The following is a 16,013-nucleotide window of genomic DNA, read 5'->3' as shown; positions in this document are numbered from 1 at the left end:
CATGGCACGGGACAGGGCGCGCAGGTCGGCCCGGGGCAACCGGCAGGGACTGCTGCTGGTGGGGGTCCTGCTGGTGGCGGCCGGCGCAGCGGCGCTCGCGGCCGGGCAGGGGGTGTTCGGATCTCGCCTGGCGGGGGAGGTCCTGCTCAACGACGGGGTCCGCGGCGTCCTGGCCGCCCCCTGGGTGCCGTACGCGGTGGTGGCGGTGGCGTTCGCCGCCGCGTTCCTGGCACTGCGCTGGCTGCTGGTGCAGGGGCTCAACGACACGGTGGGGCGCCTGGTGCTGGACCGCGACCCCCGGGGGCGGGTGGAGATCTCCGAGAGCGTCGCGCGCGGCGCCCTGGAGCAGGAGGTCGCCGACTACCCGGGGGTGCGCCGGGCGCGGGCCCGCCTCACGGAGTCGGCCGAGGAGCCGCACCTGCGGCTGGCACTGACCCTGGACGACGACGCCGACGTCACCGGGGTGTGGCAGCGGGTGCGGTCCGAGGCGCTGGCCAACCTGCGCCGCTCACTGGAGCTGGAGAGCGTTCCGGCGGTGGTGCGCATGTCGATGACCGCCCCGGCCAAGAACCCCCGCCGCAGCCTCGCCTGACCGCCCGGCCCCGCGCCCCGCCCTCCCGGGGGCGGGGCGTTCCGCGTCCCACCGGCCCCCGATCCGGCCCTCGGAGGTTTCTGTACATACCTCGAGGCGTTCCATGGGCATGCTGACGGCATGACGACTCCGCCCTTCACCGAAGCCCGGAACAGGCTCCGAACTCCTCGATGACGCCGAACGCACTCACGAACGGGTGGTCATCACCCGCCACGGACGTGAGAGTGCCGTCCTGATCTCCACTGATGACCTGGAAGCCCTGGAGGAGACGCTCGATGTACCGGCCTCCCCCGAGATCATGGGCCGATCGGCCGGATCCCGCGCCGACGTCGAATCCGGTCATGTGCTGGAAGCCGAAGACCCGGCCGCGCTGATGTCCGAGCAAAGGCGTGATACGTGACCGGCTCCCACCGGCCGAGGATCACCGGGACGGCCGCGCGAGCGCTCACCGTCCGGCTGCCGGAGAAGATCGCCCACGCCGTCCACGAGTTCATCAGTGGCCCCCTCCTGGAGAACCCGCACCGCCTGGGGAGGCGACTGCTGCATCCGCCCTTCGAGGGCACATGGTGGGCCCGCCGGGGGCCCACCATGTGCTGTACGTCATCGGCGACGGACAGGAGACGGTGACGGTCACCGCCATCGGGCACCGGGCGGACGCCTACCGGTCGCGTTGAGGGGCGCGGGGTCAGCGGGGGCCGGTGCGGCGGTGGCGGACCCGGCCGTCGCGCAGGACGGCGCGCACGGTGCGCTCCGGGTCGGCGAGCACCGAGATGTCGGCCAGCGGGTCCCCGTCGACCACGACGAGGTCGGCGCGGGCGCCCTCGCGCAGTGTGCCGACGGTCCCCTCCAGGCCGAGCAGGCGGGCGGCGTTCACGGTGGCCGCGCGCAGCACGTCCGCGGCGGGCTGCACCCGGCCGCGGATGGCGAACTCCTCGCTCTGCCGGTCCTGCATGCCGCCGAGCAGGTCGCTGCCGAAGACCAGGTTCACCCCGGCCTCGTGGGCCATGCGCAGGGAGTCCAGGCCGCGGGTGAGCACCGTGTCGACCTTCTCCCGGCTCTCGGGGGGCAGGCCCTCCTGCGCGCCCCGGCGGGACAGCTCCTGGTAGGTGACCAGGGTCGGCACCAGGAAGGCGTCGTACCTCAGGAACAGCTCGATGCTGCCCTCGTCGATGAGGTTGCCGTGCTCGATGCAGCGCACGCCCAGCCGCAGACCTCGGTCGACCGCGCGCGCGGTGTAGGCGTGGCCCGTGACGTAGCGGTTGGCCGCCTCGGCCTCCTCGACCACGGCGCGGATCTCGTCCTCGGAGGACTGGGTGGAGTCGATGCGGTCGGTGGGCGAGGCGACGCCGCCGGACAGCATGATCTTGAGGTGGTGGGCCCCGGTGCGCAGCTGCTCGCGGGCGGCCCGGCGGAACTCGGTGGGGCCGTCGCAGACGATGCCCGCCCCCGGGCAGCAGGCGTGGGTGTCGTTGCCCTGGCGGCCCGGCCCGCGGAAGTCGCCGTGGCCGCCGGTCTGGGAGAGCGCCTTGCCTCCGAACATGAGCCGCGGGCCGTTGACGAGGCCCTCGTCGACGGCGCGGGCCAGGCCCCAGTCGCCGCCGGCGACGTCGCGGACGGTGGTGAAGCCGCGGCGGAGCATGTCCTCCAGGGAGCGGGCGGCGTAGGCGGCGACGTAGGAGGGGGAGTGGTCCATGGCCGCGCCCAGGTCGGCGCTGAACGCGGTCGGGTGGACGTGGGCGTCGATGAGCCCGGGCATGAGGGTGGCCCCGCCCAGGCCGACGACCTCGACCGCGTCGCCGACCCCGGGGGCCGGACCGCCGCCCCTGCGCGCGATACGGCCGTCCTCGACCAGGAGCCAGCCGGGGGTGCGGGTCCCGGTCTCGGGGTCGAGCAGGCCGGCGTCGGTGAACAGGGTCGTCGGGCGGGACGGGCGCGTCATGGATACCTCCGGTGCGGCGGTCGGCGTGTGACCCACGCCGTATATGCAATATATGTTGCAGCAAGTGCCGGGGTGCATCCGGGTGGTGGTATCGCTTGGGGGAGCGGTGCGCCCCCGGGGGGCCCGGCGGGCCGGACGGAGGGGTGATGGCGGACTGGATCGAGGCCGCGCTGGGGGAGGGCCGGTTCGGCCGGGCCGCCGAGCGCGTGGTCCGGGTGCTGCGCGACGAGCCCAGGTTCGCCTCCTACGCCAGCACGGCGGAGGTGGCCGAGCGGGCCGGGGTGAACGTCGCGACGGTGGTGCGGGCCGCACAGGCTCTCGGGTTCTCCGGCTGGCCGGCCCTGCGGGTGGAGCTGCGCTCCCGCTACCTGGCCTCGCTCACCGCGGGCGAGGTCCTGGCCGAGCACGCCGGATCCGACGCCGATCCCGTGCAGGCGGCGTTCCGGGCGGACCGGGAGGGCCTGCGCGCACTGGAGGCCACGCTCGAACCCGGCCGCGTCCGAGCGCTGGCGGCGGCCGTGCACCGCGCCCGCCGGACGGTGGTGGTGGGCTCGGGCACGTTCGCGGCGCCGGGGCTGCAACTCGCGCACGCCGCCGGGATCATGGGGTACGACGTGGAGCGCTTCGAGGTCGGCGGGACCGCGCTGGTCGCCGCGCTCGCCCGGATGGGCGCCGGGGACCTGTTCCTGGCCTGCGACCTGTGGCGGCTGCCGAGGGCCCTGGGGTCGGCGGCGCGGGTGGCGGCGGAGCGCTCCGTGCCGGTGGCGGTGATCACCGACCGCCGGGACTCGCCGCTGGCGCAGGACGCGGCGCACGTGCTGCTGGTGCCCAGCGAGGGGGTGGGGATGTTCCCGTCGCTGACCCCGGCGATGTCGGTGGTCCACGCGGTCCTGGCCGAGCTGGCGCGGATCGGGGGCGAGCAGGTGCTGCGCGCGGTGCGCGAGACCGAGCGCCTGTGGGAGGAGACGGAGCTGTTCTGAGTGTTCCGCGGACGGTCGACCTGCGAGGACGGGACCCGACTCTCCTTTCTGTGATCAGGGTCACGTTGAATGCAATAAGTGTTGCATTTCACGGGCTGGGCTGTTTTCATGGCCGGACCGCGCCGCCCCGGCGGCGCCCCTCCCCTCCATCCCGCCCCGCACCCCGCCGCGAAGGTGACCCATGCGAACCGCCCATCTCGTGATCCTCATCGTGTACCTCCTGGCCATGCTGGGGATCGCCCTGTACTTCCTGCGCTCGGGCAGGCTCCGCGGCGGCGACGACTTCCTGTTCGCGGGGCGCAGCCTGCCGCGCCCGGTCATGATCGCCACCATGCTCGTCACCTGGGTCGGCTCCGGGACCATCATCGGCGGCGCCAACTTCGCCTACACCTACGGGCCGACCGCCGGAATGGTGTTCTTCGCCGGGACCCCGCTGGGGATCCTGGTCCTGCTCCTGGCCGCGCGCCGGATCCGCAGGGCCTCCCGGCACACCATCCCCGAACTCCTGGAGGCGCGCTTCGGCATCGGCGTCCGCACCGTCGCCGCGGCGGTCACCACCCTCGCCTACCTGGGCCTGACCGCCTCCCAGTTCGTCGGCGGCGGCTACGTGGTCAGCCTGGTCACCCCGCTCGGCCCCACCCAGGGGACGGTCCTGATCGCGGTCGTCGTCACCGTGCTGACCATCACCGGCGGGCTGTTCTCCGTCGCCTACACCGACTTCTTCTCGGCCATCCTCATCGTGCTCGGCCTCTTCGTGTCGGTGCCGCTGGTGTTCGCCGCGATCGGCGGCCCGGGCGCCTACTGGGACGGGCTCCCCGAGCAGGCCGCCACGTCCGGCGGCGGGCTCACCGCCCTCCAGCTGCTCGGCTACTTCCTGCCCCTCTTCCTGCTGCTGCTCGCCGACCAGAACATGTACCAGCGGCTCGCCGCGGCCAGGAACGAGAAGGAGGCCCGCTCCTCGACGCTCGGCATGCTGGTGGGCAGCTTCTTCGTCTTCGTCCCGGTGGTGCTGCTCGCCACCGCGGCCGCGGTCCTGATGCCCGGCATCAACGGCGACATGGCGATCCTCAGCCTGGCCTCCGAAGGCCACCTGCCCACCGTCCTGGGCGGCACCATCCTGGCGGGCGCGGTCGCGTTCGTCATCACGACGGGCTCCTCGTACATGCTGTCGGGGGCCTCCAACGTGGCCTTCGACCTGTACGCCCGGTTCGCGGGCGGGCACGTGGACGAGCGCCGCAAGCTCCTGGTCCAGCGCCTGTCGGTCCTGGGCGTCGCGGTCCTGGGCGTCGCCCTGGGCCTGTTCTTCCCGACCGTGCTCGAGCTCCAGATGTACTCGTACACGATCTACGGGGCGGCGATCACGCCGGTCGTCCTGTCGGTGCTGTTCTGGAGGCGGGCGACCACCGCCGGCGCCGTCGCCGCCCTGGTGGCGGGCGCGGCCACCACCATCGGCTGGCAGCTCGCCGGGACGCCGGGCGGCCTCAACGGCGTCATCGTCGCGCTGCCCGCCGCACTGGTCGCGCTGGTCGCCGTCAGCCTCTGCACCCGGGCGCCCGAGTCCGTCGGCCCGGTCCCGGCCGACGCGTCCGCCTGACCGCTCCCCGGCCCGCCGTCAGCACTCGATGACGTTGACGGCGAGGCCGCCGCGGCTCGTCGCCACGGTGGCTCGGGGCCGAGGCGGCGGAGTGCGGGGAATAGGGCTGTGCGCAGCCGCGCGTGCCCACCGGCCGGACCGTCCCACGCCGCGTCCCTGCTGCACCTTCGCCTCCCGACCCCCGCGGCCTCATCGGCCGACCTGGCCCTCAGGCCGTGGCGGAATGGTCCGAAGAGGTCTTGGGCTCGGCGAAGAGCAGTTCGGCCAAGGAGGCGCGAAGCTCCCGTGTGGTCTCCAGGACCTCGGCCTGCAAGCGGATCCGGGCGTCCAGGAGCGCCAGTTTCTCGCCGATCTCCCGCTGGACCTCCAGAGGCGGAAGCCGCACGGGAAGAGACTCCATCATCTTCTGTGTGATCGAGGGGATGGTACTGCCGGAGGTGTGCGCGTCGATCCAGGCCCGGATCCTGGGCAGGGCGAGGTAGTGCACGAGGTAGTTCGGGTCGACCTCCGCTGAGGGACGAAGCCGCAGCAGTTGGCCGCCCAGCAGCCATCCCTGTTGCTCCTGCTCGACCAGTGCGAACCTGCCGAGCGTGCCGGTTCGTGCCGTCACGATGTCGTTCGCCGACAGGCGGTACCGGTCACCCAGTCGAGCGGCGTTCTCGTCGGGCACGCGAGCCAGGCCATGCTCGGAGACGCGCAGTTCGACGATGTTGAGAGGGCGGACCAGGGGCGTCCCCCGGTCGGAGAACCCCTGGGAAGAGGTGCCCCTCCCCGAAACCCCGGCCTGGATCCCGCAGACCTCTCCCAGGAGTCGTTCCACCCGGTCGCCGGTGCCCCCATCGTTCAGGGACGAGTCCATCGCTGTGTCTCCTCGATCAGGTGGCGGACGGGGGCGTCGGTGGCCGCCAGCCGCTCCTCCAGCAGGTGCAACCGACGGGTGAGGGCCTCGAACCTCTCCGGCTCCTCGTCCACCTCGACGGTCGGGGCGGGAGGGGGGACGTAGGAGGCGGGGAGCAGGGAGTGGTTCCGCTCGCGGATCTCGCCCAGGCCGACGGCGCGCCCCATACCCGAAGCGGGTCGGCCTCCGCGCCAGTTCAGCACGGTCGCGACGATGTCGTCGATTTCTCCGGCGGCGAGTTCGCGTTTGGTACGGGGCACCGTTCCCAGTCTCCGCGCGTCGACGAACAGGACCTCGGAGGGTTTGTCGGTCGGCCTTCCCAGAAGCCAGATGTCGACGGGGATGCCCGTACTCGAGAAGAGGCGGTCCGGCAGTGATACCACGGCCTCCACCACACCATCCTCGACCATGGCCGCCCGGATGGCCTGTTCCCGGGGATGGGAGGAGAACGCGGTGCCCGGCGGCATGACGACGGCGGCCCGTCCACCCGGCCGGAGCGTGGTCACGGCGGACTGCAGCCACACAAAGTTCGCGTTCGAAACGGGCGGCCTCCCGTAGGGGAAGCAGTGCGGGTCGCCGGTGGAATGCTCGACGTCCGCCCAGTGCAGATTGAACGGCGGGTTGACCAGGACGAGATCGGCCCGGGTGCGGTGCCGCAGGCCGTACCGGTTGGCGCCGGGCACGAGTTCGGCCTCGACACCGTGGACGCGCAGGCGCATGGTGGCCATGTCCGACAATTCGTCTGAGCCCGGGATTCCGCTGAGCAGGGGCCGGGCCGCTGGTCGGCCTCCGCGCAGCCGCCTCTCCACGGAGATGAGGAACTCGCCGGTCCGGCAGTAGGGGTCGTGCACATCGCGGAGGGGCATGCGCGGATCGAGCATCCGGACGGCGATCTCCACAACGGATTCAGGGGTTTGCCACACCGCTCCGGCTTTGCCCTGCGTGTCCGTCAGGAGAGTGAGCACCCGCTCGAAGGCTGTGATGGCCCGCTCCCTCCGGTCTCCGCCGGAGACCAGTGCCTCGACCTCTCCGAGGACCCGGGGCAGGACGTGCAACAGGTCCGTCGGATCCGGCAAGCCGCGCCTCTGCCCGGGAAACAGGGACATGAGGGAGGAGGCCACGCCGAAGTACGAGCGCTGCCGCAGGAGTTCCCGCCATTCCTGTTCACGCGACACGGAGATGTCGATGAGGTGGAGGAGGAACGTGAGATTGGTGTCGAGAGAGGCATGGCCGCGCAGGTGGTCCAGGATCCGCTGCAAGGACCGGTCCAGGGCCCGTCCTCCGTGGGTGGTGCTCTTCGTCCGCGCGCGTCCGGGAAGACGGGATGGACCCGGATCGGCCAGGGAGGCGCGTACCCGATCGGCGTAGGTCGTACCCGCCTCCTCACCCGGTCGGCGGGCGTCGGCGGGAATGGTGCGCTTTGACAACCAGGCAAGGATCTCGTCGAGGTCGAACAGGCCCGACCCGGTGTCCACCGGGTCGGGGAAATCCCTGCCGCGTTTGCGCCAGTTGGTGACCGCCGCCCGGCTGACTCGGGCGTGAGCGGCGATCTGCGCCTGAGAAACGGTTCTTCTCGCGGGTGTGTCCACATCCGTCTCCTTAGAAGCTGGGCGGCAGGTCGCCCCTGCACATCTGCTCCTTGACCATGAGCACCTCGGGCACCCTGTCCATGGGCTTGATCCCGGTTGCAGCCTCCGGGTTGATGTAGGACAGCACCCGATAGAGCTTGGCGTGATCCGCCTCCAGATGGCGGTGGTGGATCGGTTCGAAGTGCATGATGCGGTTGCGCAGCAGGCGCAGGGAGTAGAGCTGGTCCTGGAGGTCGCGGCGCGGGCCCCGGTAGCCGGGAAACGCGCGGTGGAGTGCGGGGACCCAAAGATCCCGGTCGTACCTGCGGGCGACCAGTGAGGTCCAGAAGCCGAGGGACAGTTCGGCGACGACGGCGTCCGGGGCGGTCGAACCGCGGAAGCGGGACTGCGCCTGGCGCACGAGGCGCTGCCCCTCATTGTCCAGCGGAGCCCTGTTCCACCAGTCCTCCTGCCGGAAGTGGGCACTCAGCCGGTTGTGGATGGAGTTGCGCAGGGACAGTTCGAACGTGTGCAAAGGCCCCAGGAAGGCAGCGGAGACCATGACGTTCCAGTTGTACAGGTTGACGGCCCTGGCCGGGTCGTCTCGGCTGTGCCGGAGGTAGGGCGCCAGACGCGGGGAGGAGTACGCGGAAGCCATCCACTCAGGGAAACCAGTGCTCACGACAACCTTCGATCTACCTCGGGTCGGGCCGCGGAGGGTAGGGGGCGACAGATCGGGTACCATGGGGGACGTACGCCCCGGGTTCGCCTCTGCATCGCATGCCACCCGGGGCACGGCTGTTTCCGGGGTGGGGGCACACGGACCCCTCGCGGTTCGCCGGAAACGGGACCGTGTACACCGCCCTTCAAGGAATGACGGTACACATCTCGACCACCGTGGTCAAGCGCATTGGAGTGCGCTAAGTGTTAACAACCAGGGGTCGGCGCTCGGTGACGTCGGGACGGGTCGATTCCTGGGACCGGGTACGCCGGGCGGTTCCCGGGTACAGGGCCTGGGACGTATTCACCGCTCGGCCGATCCCCGGCCGGAACCGGGGTCGGCTGTGAGGCTCCGCCTGGAGGGTGTCCGCCGTCGGCCAGGCTCACCGCGGTCCGAGAAGGCGCGGTGGGTTGCAGACCGAACGTCGTCAGCACGGCTGCCCCCTGTACTCAGGGCGTGTTCGGCGGATCGTTCCGGGTCGCGGCCGTCGGGCCGCCTCCCGCCGCGCCGACCGCGCTCGGACGGCCGAACCCGGGCCGGCCTGCGCTCGTCGCCTCGCGGGAGATCTCCTGACGACCGCTCCCGGCACCCGGCGCAGGCGCCGAGCCACACGAGAGCATCCGCCGAACAAGCCCTGGCCTCGGCCGCCCGGAGGCGTCTGTCACCCGGACATCGCGCACTCTCCCCACGGACCGCCGGACCGTCAGCACTCGATGACGTTGACGGCGAGGCCGCCGCGGCTCGTCTCCTTGTACTTGTCGTGCATGTCGCGGCCGGTGTCGCGCATGGTCTTGATGACCTTGTCCAGGGACACGAAGTGGCTGCCGTCGCCGTGCAGCGCGATGCGGGCGGCGCTGATGGCCTTGACCGACGCCAGGGCGTTGCGCTCGATGCAGGGGACCTGGACCAGGCCGCCGATCGGGTCGCAGGTCAGGCCCAGGTTGTGCTCCATGGCGATCTCCGCGGCGTTCTCCACCTGGGCCGGGGTGCCGCCCAGGACCTCGGCCAGCCCCGCGGCGGCCATGGACGAGGCCGAGCCGACCTCGCCCTGGCAGCCCACCTCTGCGCCGGAGATCGACGCGTTCTGCTTGAACAGGATGCCGATCGCGGCGGCGGTCAGCAGGAACCGGACCACGCCCTCCTCGCCCGCCCCCGGGCTGAAGTGCGTGTAGTAGTGCAGCACCGCCGGCACGATCCCCGCCGCACCGTTGGTCGGGGCGGTCACCACCCGCCCGCCGGCCGCGTTCTCCTCGTTGACCGCCAGCGCGTACAGGGTGATCCAGTCGCTGCCGCGCATGGGGTCCGGGTCGGCGGTGGTGGGGGCGAGCAGTCCCGACCCGTCGCAGTTGCCGCCGAGCTGGCGGTACAGCCGGTGGGCCCGGCGCGGCACCCGCAGCCCGCCGGGCAGGGTGCCCTCGGTGGTCACCCCGCGCCGCACGCACTGGCGCATCACCGACCAGATCTCCAGGAGTCCGTCGGTGATCTGCGCGTCGGTGCGGCCGAAGGCCCGCTCGTTGGCGCGCATGACGGCGCTGATCGACATGCCGGTCTCCGCGCACAGCGCCAGCAGTTCCTCGGCGGTGGAGAACGGGTGCGGCAGTACGGTGTCGTCGGCCTTGATGCGGTCGGCCCCGGCCGCCCGCTCGTCCACGACGAACCCGCCGCCCACGGAGTAGTACACCTTGGCGGCCAGCTCGGCGCCGGAGGCGTCCCGGGCGACGAACCGCATCCCGTTGGGGTGGTCGGGCAGGCTCTCCTTGCGGCGGAAGTCCACGTCCACGGCCGGGTCGAACCCCACCACGGGCCCGTCCGGGCCGCCCAGCGCCATCGAGCGCTCGGTGCGCACCCGCTCCACCAGGGCGGGCACGGCGTCCACGTCCACCCCCTCGGGGGTGTGGCCGAGCAGGCCGAGCACCACGGCGGTGTCGCTGCCGTGGCCCCTGCCGGTGAGGGCGAGCGACCCGTACAGCTCGGCGCGCACGTGCGCCACCCCGTCCAGCAGCCCGTCCTCCCGCAGCCGGGTGACGAACGTGCGCGCGGCCTTCATCGGCCCGACGGTGTGCGAGCTGGACGGTCCGATACCGATTTTGAACAGGTCGAAAACGCTGATGGCCAAAGGTCTGTCCTCCTCGTTGAGCACAGGGCCTCATGGAGCACGGTGCCGTGCCTGCCGGACGAACGCCGTGCGGGGCCGCGGCCCCGCACGGCGGGGCCCTACAGGTTGGGGTAGAGCGGGTACTTCTCGGTGAGCGCCCGGACCCGGGAGCTCAGCGACCGGGCGTCGAACTCGGGCTTGAGCGCCTCGGCGATGATGTCGGCGACCTCGGCGAAGTCCTCGTCGCCGAACCCGCGGGTGGCCAGCGCCGGGGTGCCGATCCGCAGGCCCGAGGTCACCATCGGCGGCCGCGGGTCGTTGGGCACCGCGTTGCGGTTGACCGTGATGCCGATGGAGTGCAGCCGGTCCTCGGCCTCCTGCCCGTTGAGCTCGGAGTCCACCAGGTCGACGAGCACCAGGTGCACGTCCGTCCCCCCGGAGGCGACCTTGACGCCGGCCTCGGCGGCGTCGGGGCGGGTCAGCCGCTCGGCGAGCAGCTTGGCGCCGGACACGGTGCGGCGCTGGCGGTCGGCGAACTCCTCGCCGGCCGCGACCTTGAGCGCCACGGCCTTGGCCGCGATCACGTGCTCCAGCGGACCGCCCTGCATGCCCGGGAACACCGCGGAGTTGATCTTCTTGGCCAGCTCGGCCCTGCTGAGGATCAGTCCGCCGCGCGGGCCGCCCAGGGTCTTGTGCGTGGTGGTGGTGACCACGTCGGCGAACGGCACCGGGTTGGGGTGCAGGCCCGCGGCGACCAGGCCGGCGAAGTGCGCCATGTCGACCATGAGCAGGGCGCCCACGGAGTCGGCGATCTCCCGGAACCGGGCGAAGTCCAGCTGACGCGGGTAGGCGGACCAGCCCGCGACGATCATCTTGGGCTGGTGCTCCTTGGCCAGGGCGGCGACCTCGTCGTAGTCGACGGTGCCGTCCTCGTCGCGCACGTGGTAGGCCACGGCGTTGAGGACCTTGCCGGAGTAGTTGATCCGCATGCCGTGGGTCAGGTGGCCGCCGTGGGCCAGGTCCAGGCCGAGGATGGTGTCGCCCGGCTTGAGCAGGGCGAAGTACACGGCCGTGTTGGCCTGGGCGCCCGAGTGCGGCTGCACGTTGGCGTGGTCGGCGCCGAACAGGGCCTTGGCCCGGTCGATGGCGAGCTGCTCGACCACGTCGACGTGCTCGCACCCGCCGTAGTAGCGGCGGCCGGGGTAGCCCTCGGCGTACTTGTTGGTCAGGACGGTGCCCTGGGCCTCGATGACGGCCTGCGGGGCGAAGTTCTCCGAGGCGATCATCTCGAGGGTGTCGCGCTGGCGGGCCAGCTCCGCGTCGATCGCGGCCGACACCTCCGGGTCGAGTTCGCTCAGGCTCTGGTCGAGCGTGTTGTCGGTGGCCATCGGGGGTCAGTCCTCGCCTTCGGTCAGCTTGGTGTACTCCTCCGCGGAGAGCAGCTCGCCGGGCTCCCCGGACAGGCGCACCTTGAACAGCCAGGCGCCGTAGGGGTCGGAGTTGATGGACTCGGGCTCCTGGTCGAGGTCCGCGTTGACCTCGACGACCTCGCCGTCGACGGGGGAGTAGATGTCGCTGACGGACTTGGTGGACTCCACCTCGCCGCATGTCTCGCCCGCGCTCACACCGGTCCCGGCGGCGGGGGCCTCGACGTAGACGATGTCGCCGAGGGACTCGGCGGCGAACGCCGTGATGCCGACCGTGGCGATCCCGTCCTCGATCGAGACCCACTCGTGTTCGGCGGTGTAACCCAGCTCCGTGGGAACGCTCACTTCAACTCTCCTTGGAGGTTCTCTTCATTCCTGCCGCGCCGCCGGGTGACGGCCGCCCGGCCCCGGCCTACGTCCGGTCGCGCCCCGGCCGTGCCGATCCCGGTAGGGGTTCAGCCGCGCGGGGCGCGTGGGGTCCCGTTGGTGCGGGACCCACGTTCTCAGGCCTGCCGCTTGTAGAACGGCAGCTCGACCACGTCGACGTCCTCGCCGCGTCCGCGCACGTCCACGGTGAACGTGCCGGTCGCGGTGTCGAGTTCGCCGTCCACGTAGGCCATGGCGATGGGGCGGCCCAGGGTGGGGGAGGGGGCGCCGCTGGTGATGGTGCCCACGACCGCGCCGTCGCGCAGGACGTCCTGGCCGCGGCGCAGCGGACGGCGTCCGCGCGCGGCGAGGCCGATGAGGCGGCGGGGGCGGGCGGTGCGGGAGGCCTCCTCCAGGGCGGCCCGGCCGACGAAGTCGCCCTCCTTGTCGAACTTGACCACACGGCCCAGTCCGGCGTCGAAGGGGGTGAGGTCGGTGCTCAGCTCCTGGCCGTACAGCGGCATGCCCGCCTCCAGGCGCAGGGTGTCGCGGGCGGCCAGCCCGGCGGGGACCAGCCCCCGGTCGGCGCCGGCGGAGAGGAGGGCCTCCCACACCTCGACGGCGCGCCCGGCGGGCCTGACGAAGATCTCGAAGCCGTCCTCGCCGGTGTAGCCGGTGCGGGCCAGCAGGGCGGGGACCCCGGCGACGGTGTGCTCGTAGCCCGCGTAGTAGCCGATGGAGTCGAGGTCGGCGTCGGTCAGCGGGGCCAGGATCTCCACGGCCCGGGGGCCCTGGATCGCGATGAGCGAGTACTCGGCGGACTCGTCGGAGACCTCGACGTCGAACCCGGCGGCGCGCTCGGCCAGGGCGGCGGAGACGACTTCGGCGTTGGCGGCGTTGGCCACGACGAGGTACTCCTCCTCGCCGAGCCGGTAGACGATGAGGTCGTCCAGGACGCCGCCGTCGGCGTCGGTGATCATCGTGTAGCGGGCCTTGCCGGGCTTGACCCGGGACAGGTGCCCGACCAGGGCGTGGTCCAGGGCCCGTCCGGCGTCGGGACCGGTGAGGCGGATCTCGCCCATGTGGGAGAGGTCGAAGAGGCCCGCGGCCTCGCGGACGGCCTTGTGCTCGGCGGTCTCGCTGCCGTAGCGGAGGGGCATGAGCCACCCGGCGAAGTCGACGAGCGAGGCTCCGGCCTTCTCGTGGACCGCGCGCAGGGCGGTGGGCCGCGGTGCGGACGCGGGCTCTGACATGGGCACTCCCGAGAGGATGGGCGTCGTGTCGTGCATAGGCGTTGCCATCCTCCCCCTCTGTCATCTGTGCCTGAGAGCTTCACCGCGCGCTCGGCGTGGCTTGCACCTTCGGCGAGGGACGGCGGTCCCTGCTTTCCAGAGTGGTCTCGCCCGTACGGTCCACTGTGCCTGAGAGGTTGTTTCGGGGAGGGATTGCTCCTTCGGCGGCCCGCGCCGGATGCGCGGGCACTCTCCCGTACGGGGTCAGCAACACGTTCACCCTAGCAGCGGCCCCGGGCGCCTCCCAAGGGCGGCACCGCCCGCGCGACGGGAGCGGGGAATCCCGGACGGAGGGGGCGCGCACGGGCTACCGTGTCCCCTGGACGGGTCGTGGCGGTTCGTGCACCGAGGGAGACCGAGTGCTGGTGGACACGCGGAGGATGAGACGGATCGGGTGCGCGTCGGTGGCTGGCGCGGCGGTGGCGGCGCTGCTCGGCTGCAGCGCGCCGCGGGAGGGGGCGGACCCGGCGCCGGGGGCGGACAACGCCGCCGCGGTGGGCGGGGACGTGGCCGCGGTGGAGCGGGCGGACCTGGCCGCGGTGTTCGCCCGGGCGGGGGCCTCGGGCACGTTCGTGCTCTACGACACACAGGACCGCACCTCGGTGATGGTGGACCCGGAGCGGGCGCGCGAGCGCGCCGTCCCGGGCGGCACCTTCGATCTGGTGACGGCACTGGTGGCGCTCCAGACGGGGACGGTGGACGACGCGGGCGCGGTGGTGGGCGCCGGGGAGGCGGCCCACCGGGGCGCGGTGGAGGAGGTGGGCCGGGAGCGGCTGGCCACGTGGGTGGACCGGTTCGACTACGGCGACCGCGACGTCGGTGCGGAGCCGGACGACTTCTGGGCGCGGGGGCCGCTGGGGATCTCCGCGGTGGAGCAGACGGCGTTCCTGGCCGGGCTGGCCCGCGGGGAGCTGCCGGTGGAGGCCGCCCACCAGGAGGCGCTGCACGCGGCCACCCTGGTGGAGGAGGCGGGCGGCCGGTCCCTGCACGCCCGGGAGGCCTGCGACGTCGACGCGGGGGCGCCGGGCTGGTGGGTCGGCTGGGTCACCGGTCCGGCGGGCACCCACACCTTCGCCCTGCGCCTGGAGGCCGGCGCGGGGGCACAGGACGGGGGAGGGTCTGGGCCGGAGGCGTCCGTTGAGGCCGGTGCGGGGGCACAGGACGGGGAAGGGTCTGCGCCGGAGGCGTCCGTTGAGGGTGGTGGCGGGCGACGGGTGGGCTGTGGAGACCTGGGCCGTGAGCTCCTGGCCGCCCTGGACGTCCTGCCCGAGGAGCCCGGCTCCCGTTAGGGGTCGCCGGGGGAGCGCAGCACCACGGGGACGGAGCCGATGCCGCACCCCGGGGGGTGCCACCACGGTCCGCGGCCCCGGACGGCGGCGCCCCGCTCCCGGCGGTCCGGGCGCGGGGCGTCGGCGGGGTTCTGCGGACTCCGGAGCGGGAGCCGGGCACGAACCGGGCGGAGGCCGGAAAGGTGGGCGCTAGGCGGTCTTGCGGCGCGACCGCACGGCCTCGGCCAGGGTGGACAGCACCTCGGCGGTGGTGTCCCAGCCCATGCACTTGTCGGTGATGGACTGGCCGTAGACCAGGTCCGCCGGGTCGCCCAGCTTCTGGGCGCCGGGGACGAGGAAGCTCTCCAGCATGACGCCGATGATGCCGTGCTGGCCCTCGGCGACCTGGGCGGCGATCTCGGCGGCCACACCCGGCTGGCGCTCGTGGTCCTTGCCGCTGTTGGCGTGGCTGGCGTCGATCATCAGGCGGCGCGGCAGACCCGCCCGGCCGATGACGTCCAGGGCGGCCTCCACCGAGGCGGCGCCGTGGTTGGGGCCGGTGCGGCCGCCGCGCAGGATGACGTGGCAGTCGGGGTTGCCGTCGGTGACGACGACCGAGCCCGCCCCGGCCGGGTCCACACCGAAGAAGGTGTGGGAGGCGGCGGCGGCGCCCACCGCGTCCACGGCCACCTGCACGTCGCCGTCGGTGCCGTTCTTGAAGCCCACCGGCGTGCTCAGGCCGCTGCTCAGCTGGCGGTGCACCTGGCTCTCGGTGGTGCGGGCGCCGATCGCGCCCCAGGACACGGCGTCGGCGATGTACTGGGGGGTGATCGGGTCGAGGAACTCGGTGCCCGCGGGCAGGCCCAGCGAGTTGATGTCCAGCAGGATCTCGCGGGCCAGGCGCAGGCCGCGCTGGACGTCGTAGGTGTCGTCGAGGTCCGGGTCGTTGATGAGGCCCTTCCACCCGACGGTGGTGCGCGGCTTCTCGAAGTACACGCGCATGACCACGCACAGCTCCTCGCTCAGCGAGGGCGTCAGCGCGGCCAGCCGGTGGGCGTAGTCCATGGCCGACTCGCGGTCGTGGACCGAGCAGGGGCCGACGACGACCAGCAGGCGGTCGTCCTCACCGTCCAGGACCCGCTTGACCTCGGCGCGGGAGCGCTCGACCAGGGCGGTGCGCTCGGACCCCAGGGGAAGCTCGGCGAGCAGGTCCCGGGGGGCGATGAGCGGCTTGTAGTCGACCACCCGTGTGTCGTTGGTGCTGGGCATGCTG

General features: G+C 72.6%; 15 protein-coding genes and 1 riboswitch. Of the genes, 6 read left to right on the top strand and 9 right to left on the bottom strand.

The features are described from left to right. Position 1 precedes the first annotated feature (1 nt). From amaP to ACSUPR_RS09900, 3 genes are all read left to right on the top strand, one after another. On the top strand, positions 2-592 hold the full coding sequence (gene amaP / locus ACSUPR_RS09910; RefSeq protein ID WP_436890858.1) for an alkaline shock response membrane anchor protein AmaP: 591 nt from the start codon (positions 2-4) through the stop codon (positions 590-592). A 196-nt stretch (positions 593-788) separates the two neighbouring features. After that, positions 789-992 carry a type II toxin-antitoxin system Phd/YefM family antitoxin gene (locus ACSUPR_RS09905; RefSeq protein ID WP_436890857.1) on the top strand — a complete coding sequence of 68 codons (204 nt, stop codon included), beginning with the start codon at positions 789-791 and terminating at the stop codon, positions 990-992. Positions 993-1,155: 163 nt separating this feature from the next. Next, positions 1,156-1,266 (top strand): type II toxin-antitoxin system RelE family toxin, encoded by a 111-nt coding sequence (locus ACSUPR_RS09900; protein ID WP_436890856.1) that lies wholly within the window; start codon positions 1,156-1,158, stop codon positions 1,264-1,266. A gap of 11 nt (positions 1,267-1,277) precedes the next feature. On the opposite strand, the gene ACSUPR_RS09895 is transcribed toward ACSUPR_RS09900, so the two are convergent. Next, positions 1,278-2,531 (bottom strand): amidohydrolase family protein, encoded by a 1,254-nt coding sequence (locus ACSUPR_RS09895; RefSeq protein ID WP_436890855.1) that lies wholly within the window; start codon positions 2,529-2,531, stop codon positions 1,278-1,280. A 146-nt stretch (positions 2,532-2,677) separates the two neighbouring features. Here ACSUPR_RS09895 and ACSUPR_RS09890 point away from each other — a divergent pair, with 146 nt between their 5' ends. Both ACSUPR_RS09890 and ACSUPR_RS09885 read left to right on the top strand, forming a co-directional pair. Then, positions 2,678-3,511 (top strand): MurR/RpiR family transcriptional regulator, encoded by an 834-nt coding sequence (locus ACSUPR_RS09890; protein WP_436890854.1) that lies wholly within the window; start codon positions 2,678-2,680, stop codon positions 3,509-3,511. Between the two features lie 181 nt (positions 3,512-3,692). Further along, positions 3,693-5,105, top strand: a complete 1,413-nt coding sequence (locus ACSUPR_RS09885; protein ID WP_436890853.1) for a sodium:solute symporter family protein — start codon at positions 3,693-3,695, stop codon at positions 5,103-5,105. Between the two features lie 208 nt (positions 5,106-5,313). Here ACSUPR_RS09885 and ACSUPR_RS09880 read toward each other — a convergent pair whose 3' ends face one another. The 7 genes from ACSUPR_RS09880 to gcvT form a co-directional block, all read right to left on the bottom strand. Further along, on the bottom strand, positions 5,314-5,964 hold the full coding sequence (locus ACSUPR_RS09880; RefSeq protein ID WP_436890852.1) for a restriction endonuclease subunit S: 651 nt from the start codon (positions 5,962-5,964) through the stop codon (positions 5,314-5,316). Further along, complete coding sequence (locus tag ACSUPR_RS09875; RefSeq protein WP_436890851.1) at positions 5,949-7,592, bottom strand: N-6 DNA methylase; 1,644 nt, start codon at positions 7,590-7,592, stop codon at positions 5,949-5,951. The genes ACSUPR_RS09880 and ACSUPR_RS09875 overlap by 16 nt, the downstream gene beginning before the upstream one ends. Positions 7,593-7,602: 10 nt before the next feature. Further along, positions 7,603-8,229, bottom strand: coding sequence for a hypothetical protein (locus tag ACSUPR_RS09870; protein ID WP_436890850.1), 627 nt, complete (start codon positions 8,227-8,229; stop codon positions 7,603-7,605). 766 nt (positions 8,230-8,995) lie between these two features. After that, positions 8,996-10,408: an L-serine ammonia-lyase gene (locus tag ACSUPR_RS09865; protein ID WP_436890849.1), complete on the bottom strand. Its 1,413-nt coding sequence runs from the start codon at positions 10,406-10,408 to the stop codon at positions 8,996-8,998. Positions 10,409-10,506: 98 nt separating this feature from the next. After that, complete coding sequence (gene glyA / locus ACSUPR_RS09860; protein ID WP_436890848.1) at positions 10,507-11,775, bottom strand: serine hydroxymethyltransferase; 1,269 nt, start codon at positions 11,773-11,775, stop codon at positions 10,507-10,509. Positions 11,776-11,781: 6 nt separating this feature from the next. Next, positions 11,782-12,159 carry a glycine cleavage system protein GcvH gene (gcvH, locus tag ACSUPR_RS09855; RefSeq protein WP_436890847.1) on the bottom strand — a complete coding sequence of 126 codons (378 nt, stop codon included), beginning with the start codon at positions 12,157-12,159 and terminating at the stop codon, positions 11,782-11,784. Positions 12,160-12,317: 158 nt separating this feature from the next. Beyond that, on the bottom strand, positions 12,318-13,433 hold the full coding sequence (gene gcvT / locus ACSUPR_RS09850) for a glycine cleavage system aminomethyltransferase GcvT (protein ID WP_436890846.1): 1,116 nt from the start codon (positions 13,431-13,433) through the stop codon (positions 12,318-12,320). A 145-nt stretch (positions 13,434-13,578) separates the two neighbouring features. After that, positions 13,579-13,679, bottom strand: a riboswitch (glycine riboswitch). Between the two features lie 173 nt (positions 13,680-13,852). On the opposite strand from gcvT, the gene ACSUPR_RS09845 reads away from it, so the two are divergent. Next, positions 13,853-14,761: a penicillin binding protein transpeptidase domain-containing protein gene (locus ACSUPR_RS09845; protein WP_436890845.1), complete on the top strand. Its 909-nt coding sequence runs from the start codon at positions 13,853-13,855 to the stop codon at positions 14,759-14,761. Positions 14,762-14,950: 189 nt separating this feature from the next. On the opposite strand, the gene ACSUPR_RS09840 is transcribed toward ACSUPR_RS09845, so the two are convergent. Next, complete coding sequence (locus ACSUPR_RS09840; protein ID WP_436890844.1) at positions 14,951-16,009, bottom strand: 3-deoxy-7-phosphoheptulonate synthase; 1,059 nt, start codon at positions 16,007-16,009, stop codon at positions 14,951-14,953. Positions 16,010-16,013: the final 4 nt, after the last annotated feature.

It is taken from the genome of Nocardiopsis dassonvillei (assembly GCF_964273065.1).
GTDB classification, from domain to species: Bacteria; Actinomycetota; Actinomycetes; order Streptosporangiales; family Streptosporangiaceae; genus Nocardiopsis; species Nocardiopsis dassonvillei_B.
Note: the sequence above shows the minus strand (reverse complement) of the source record. Positions and strands in the feature narration are given on the sequence as shown.

What these genes read in the sequence shown, in the direction of transcription:
- amaP (WP_436890858.1), top strand. Translation starts at nt 2, where the DNA reads ATGGCACGGGACAGGGCGCGCAGGTCGGCCCGGGGCAACCGGCAGGGA.
- ACSUPR_RS09900 (WP_436890856.1), top strand. Translation starts at nt 1,156, where the DNA reads ATGGTGGGCCCGCCGGGGGCCCACCATGTGCTGTACGTCATCGGCGAC.
- ACSUPR_RS09895 (WP_436890855.1), bottom strand. Translation starts at nt 2,531, where the DNA reads ATGACGCGCCCGTCCCGCCCGACGACCCTGTTCACCGACGCCGGCCTG.
- ACSUPR_RS09890 (WP_436890854.1), top strand. Translation starts at nt 2,678, where the DNA reads ATGGCGGACTGGATCGAGGCCGCGCTGGGGGAGGGCCGGTTCGGCCGG.
- ACSUPR_RS09885 (WP_436890853.1), top strand. Translation starts at nt 3,693, where the DNA reads ATGCGAACCGCCCATCTCGTGATCCTCATCGTGTACCTCCTGGCCATG.
- ACSUPR_RS09880 (WP_436890852.1), bottom strand. Translation starts at nt 5,964, where the DNA reads ATGGACTCGTCCCTGAACGATGGGGGCACCGGCGACCGGGTGGAACGA.
- ACSUPR_RS09870 (WP_436890850.1), bottom strand. Translation starts at nt 8,229, where the DNA reads ATGGCTTCCGCGTACTCCTCCCCGCGTCTGGCGCCCTACCTCCGGCAC.
- glyA (WP_436890848.1), bottom strand. Translation starts at nt 11,775, where the DNA reads ATGGCCACCGACAACACGCTCGACCAGAGCCTGAGCGAACTCGACCCG.
- gcvT (WP_436890846.1), bottom strand. Translation starts at nt 13,433, where the DNA reads ATGTCAGAGCCCGCGTCCGCACCGCGGCCCACCGCCCTGCGCGCGGTC.
- ACSUPR_RS09845 (WP_436890845.1), top strand. Translation starts at nt 13,853, where the DNA reads ATGAGACGGATCGGGTGCGCGTCGGTGGCTGGCGCGGCGGTGGCGGCG.
- ACSUPR_RS09840 (WP_436890844.1), bottom strand. Translation starts at nt 16,009, where the DNA reads ATGCCCAGCACCAACGACACACGGGTGGTCGACTACAAGCCGCTCATC.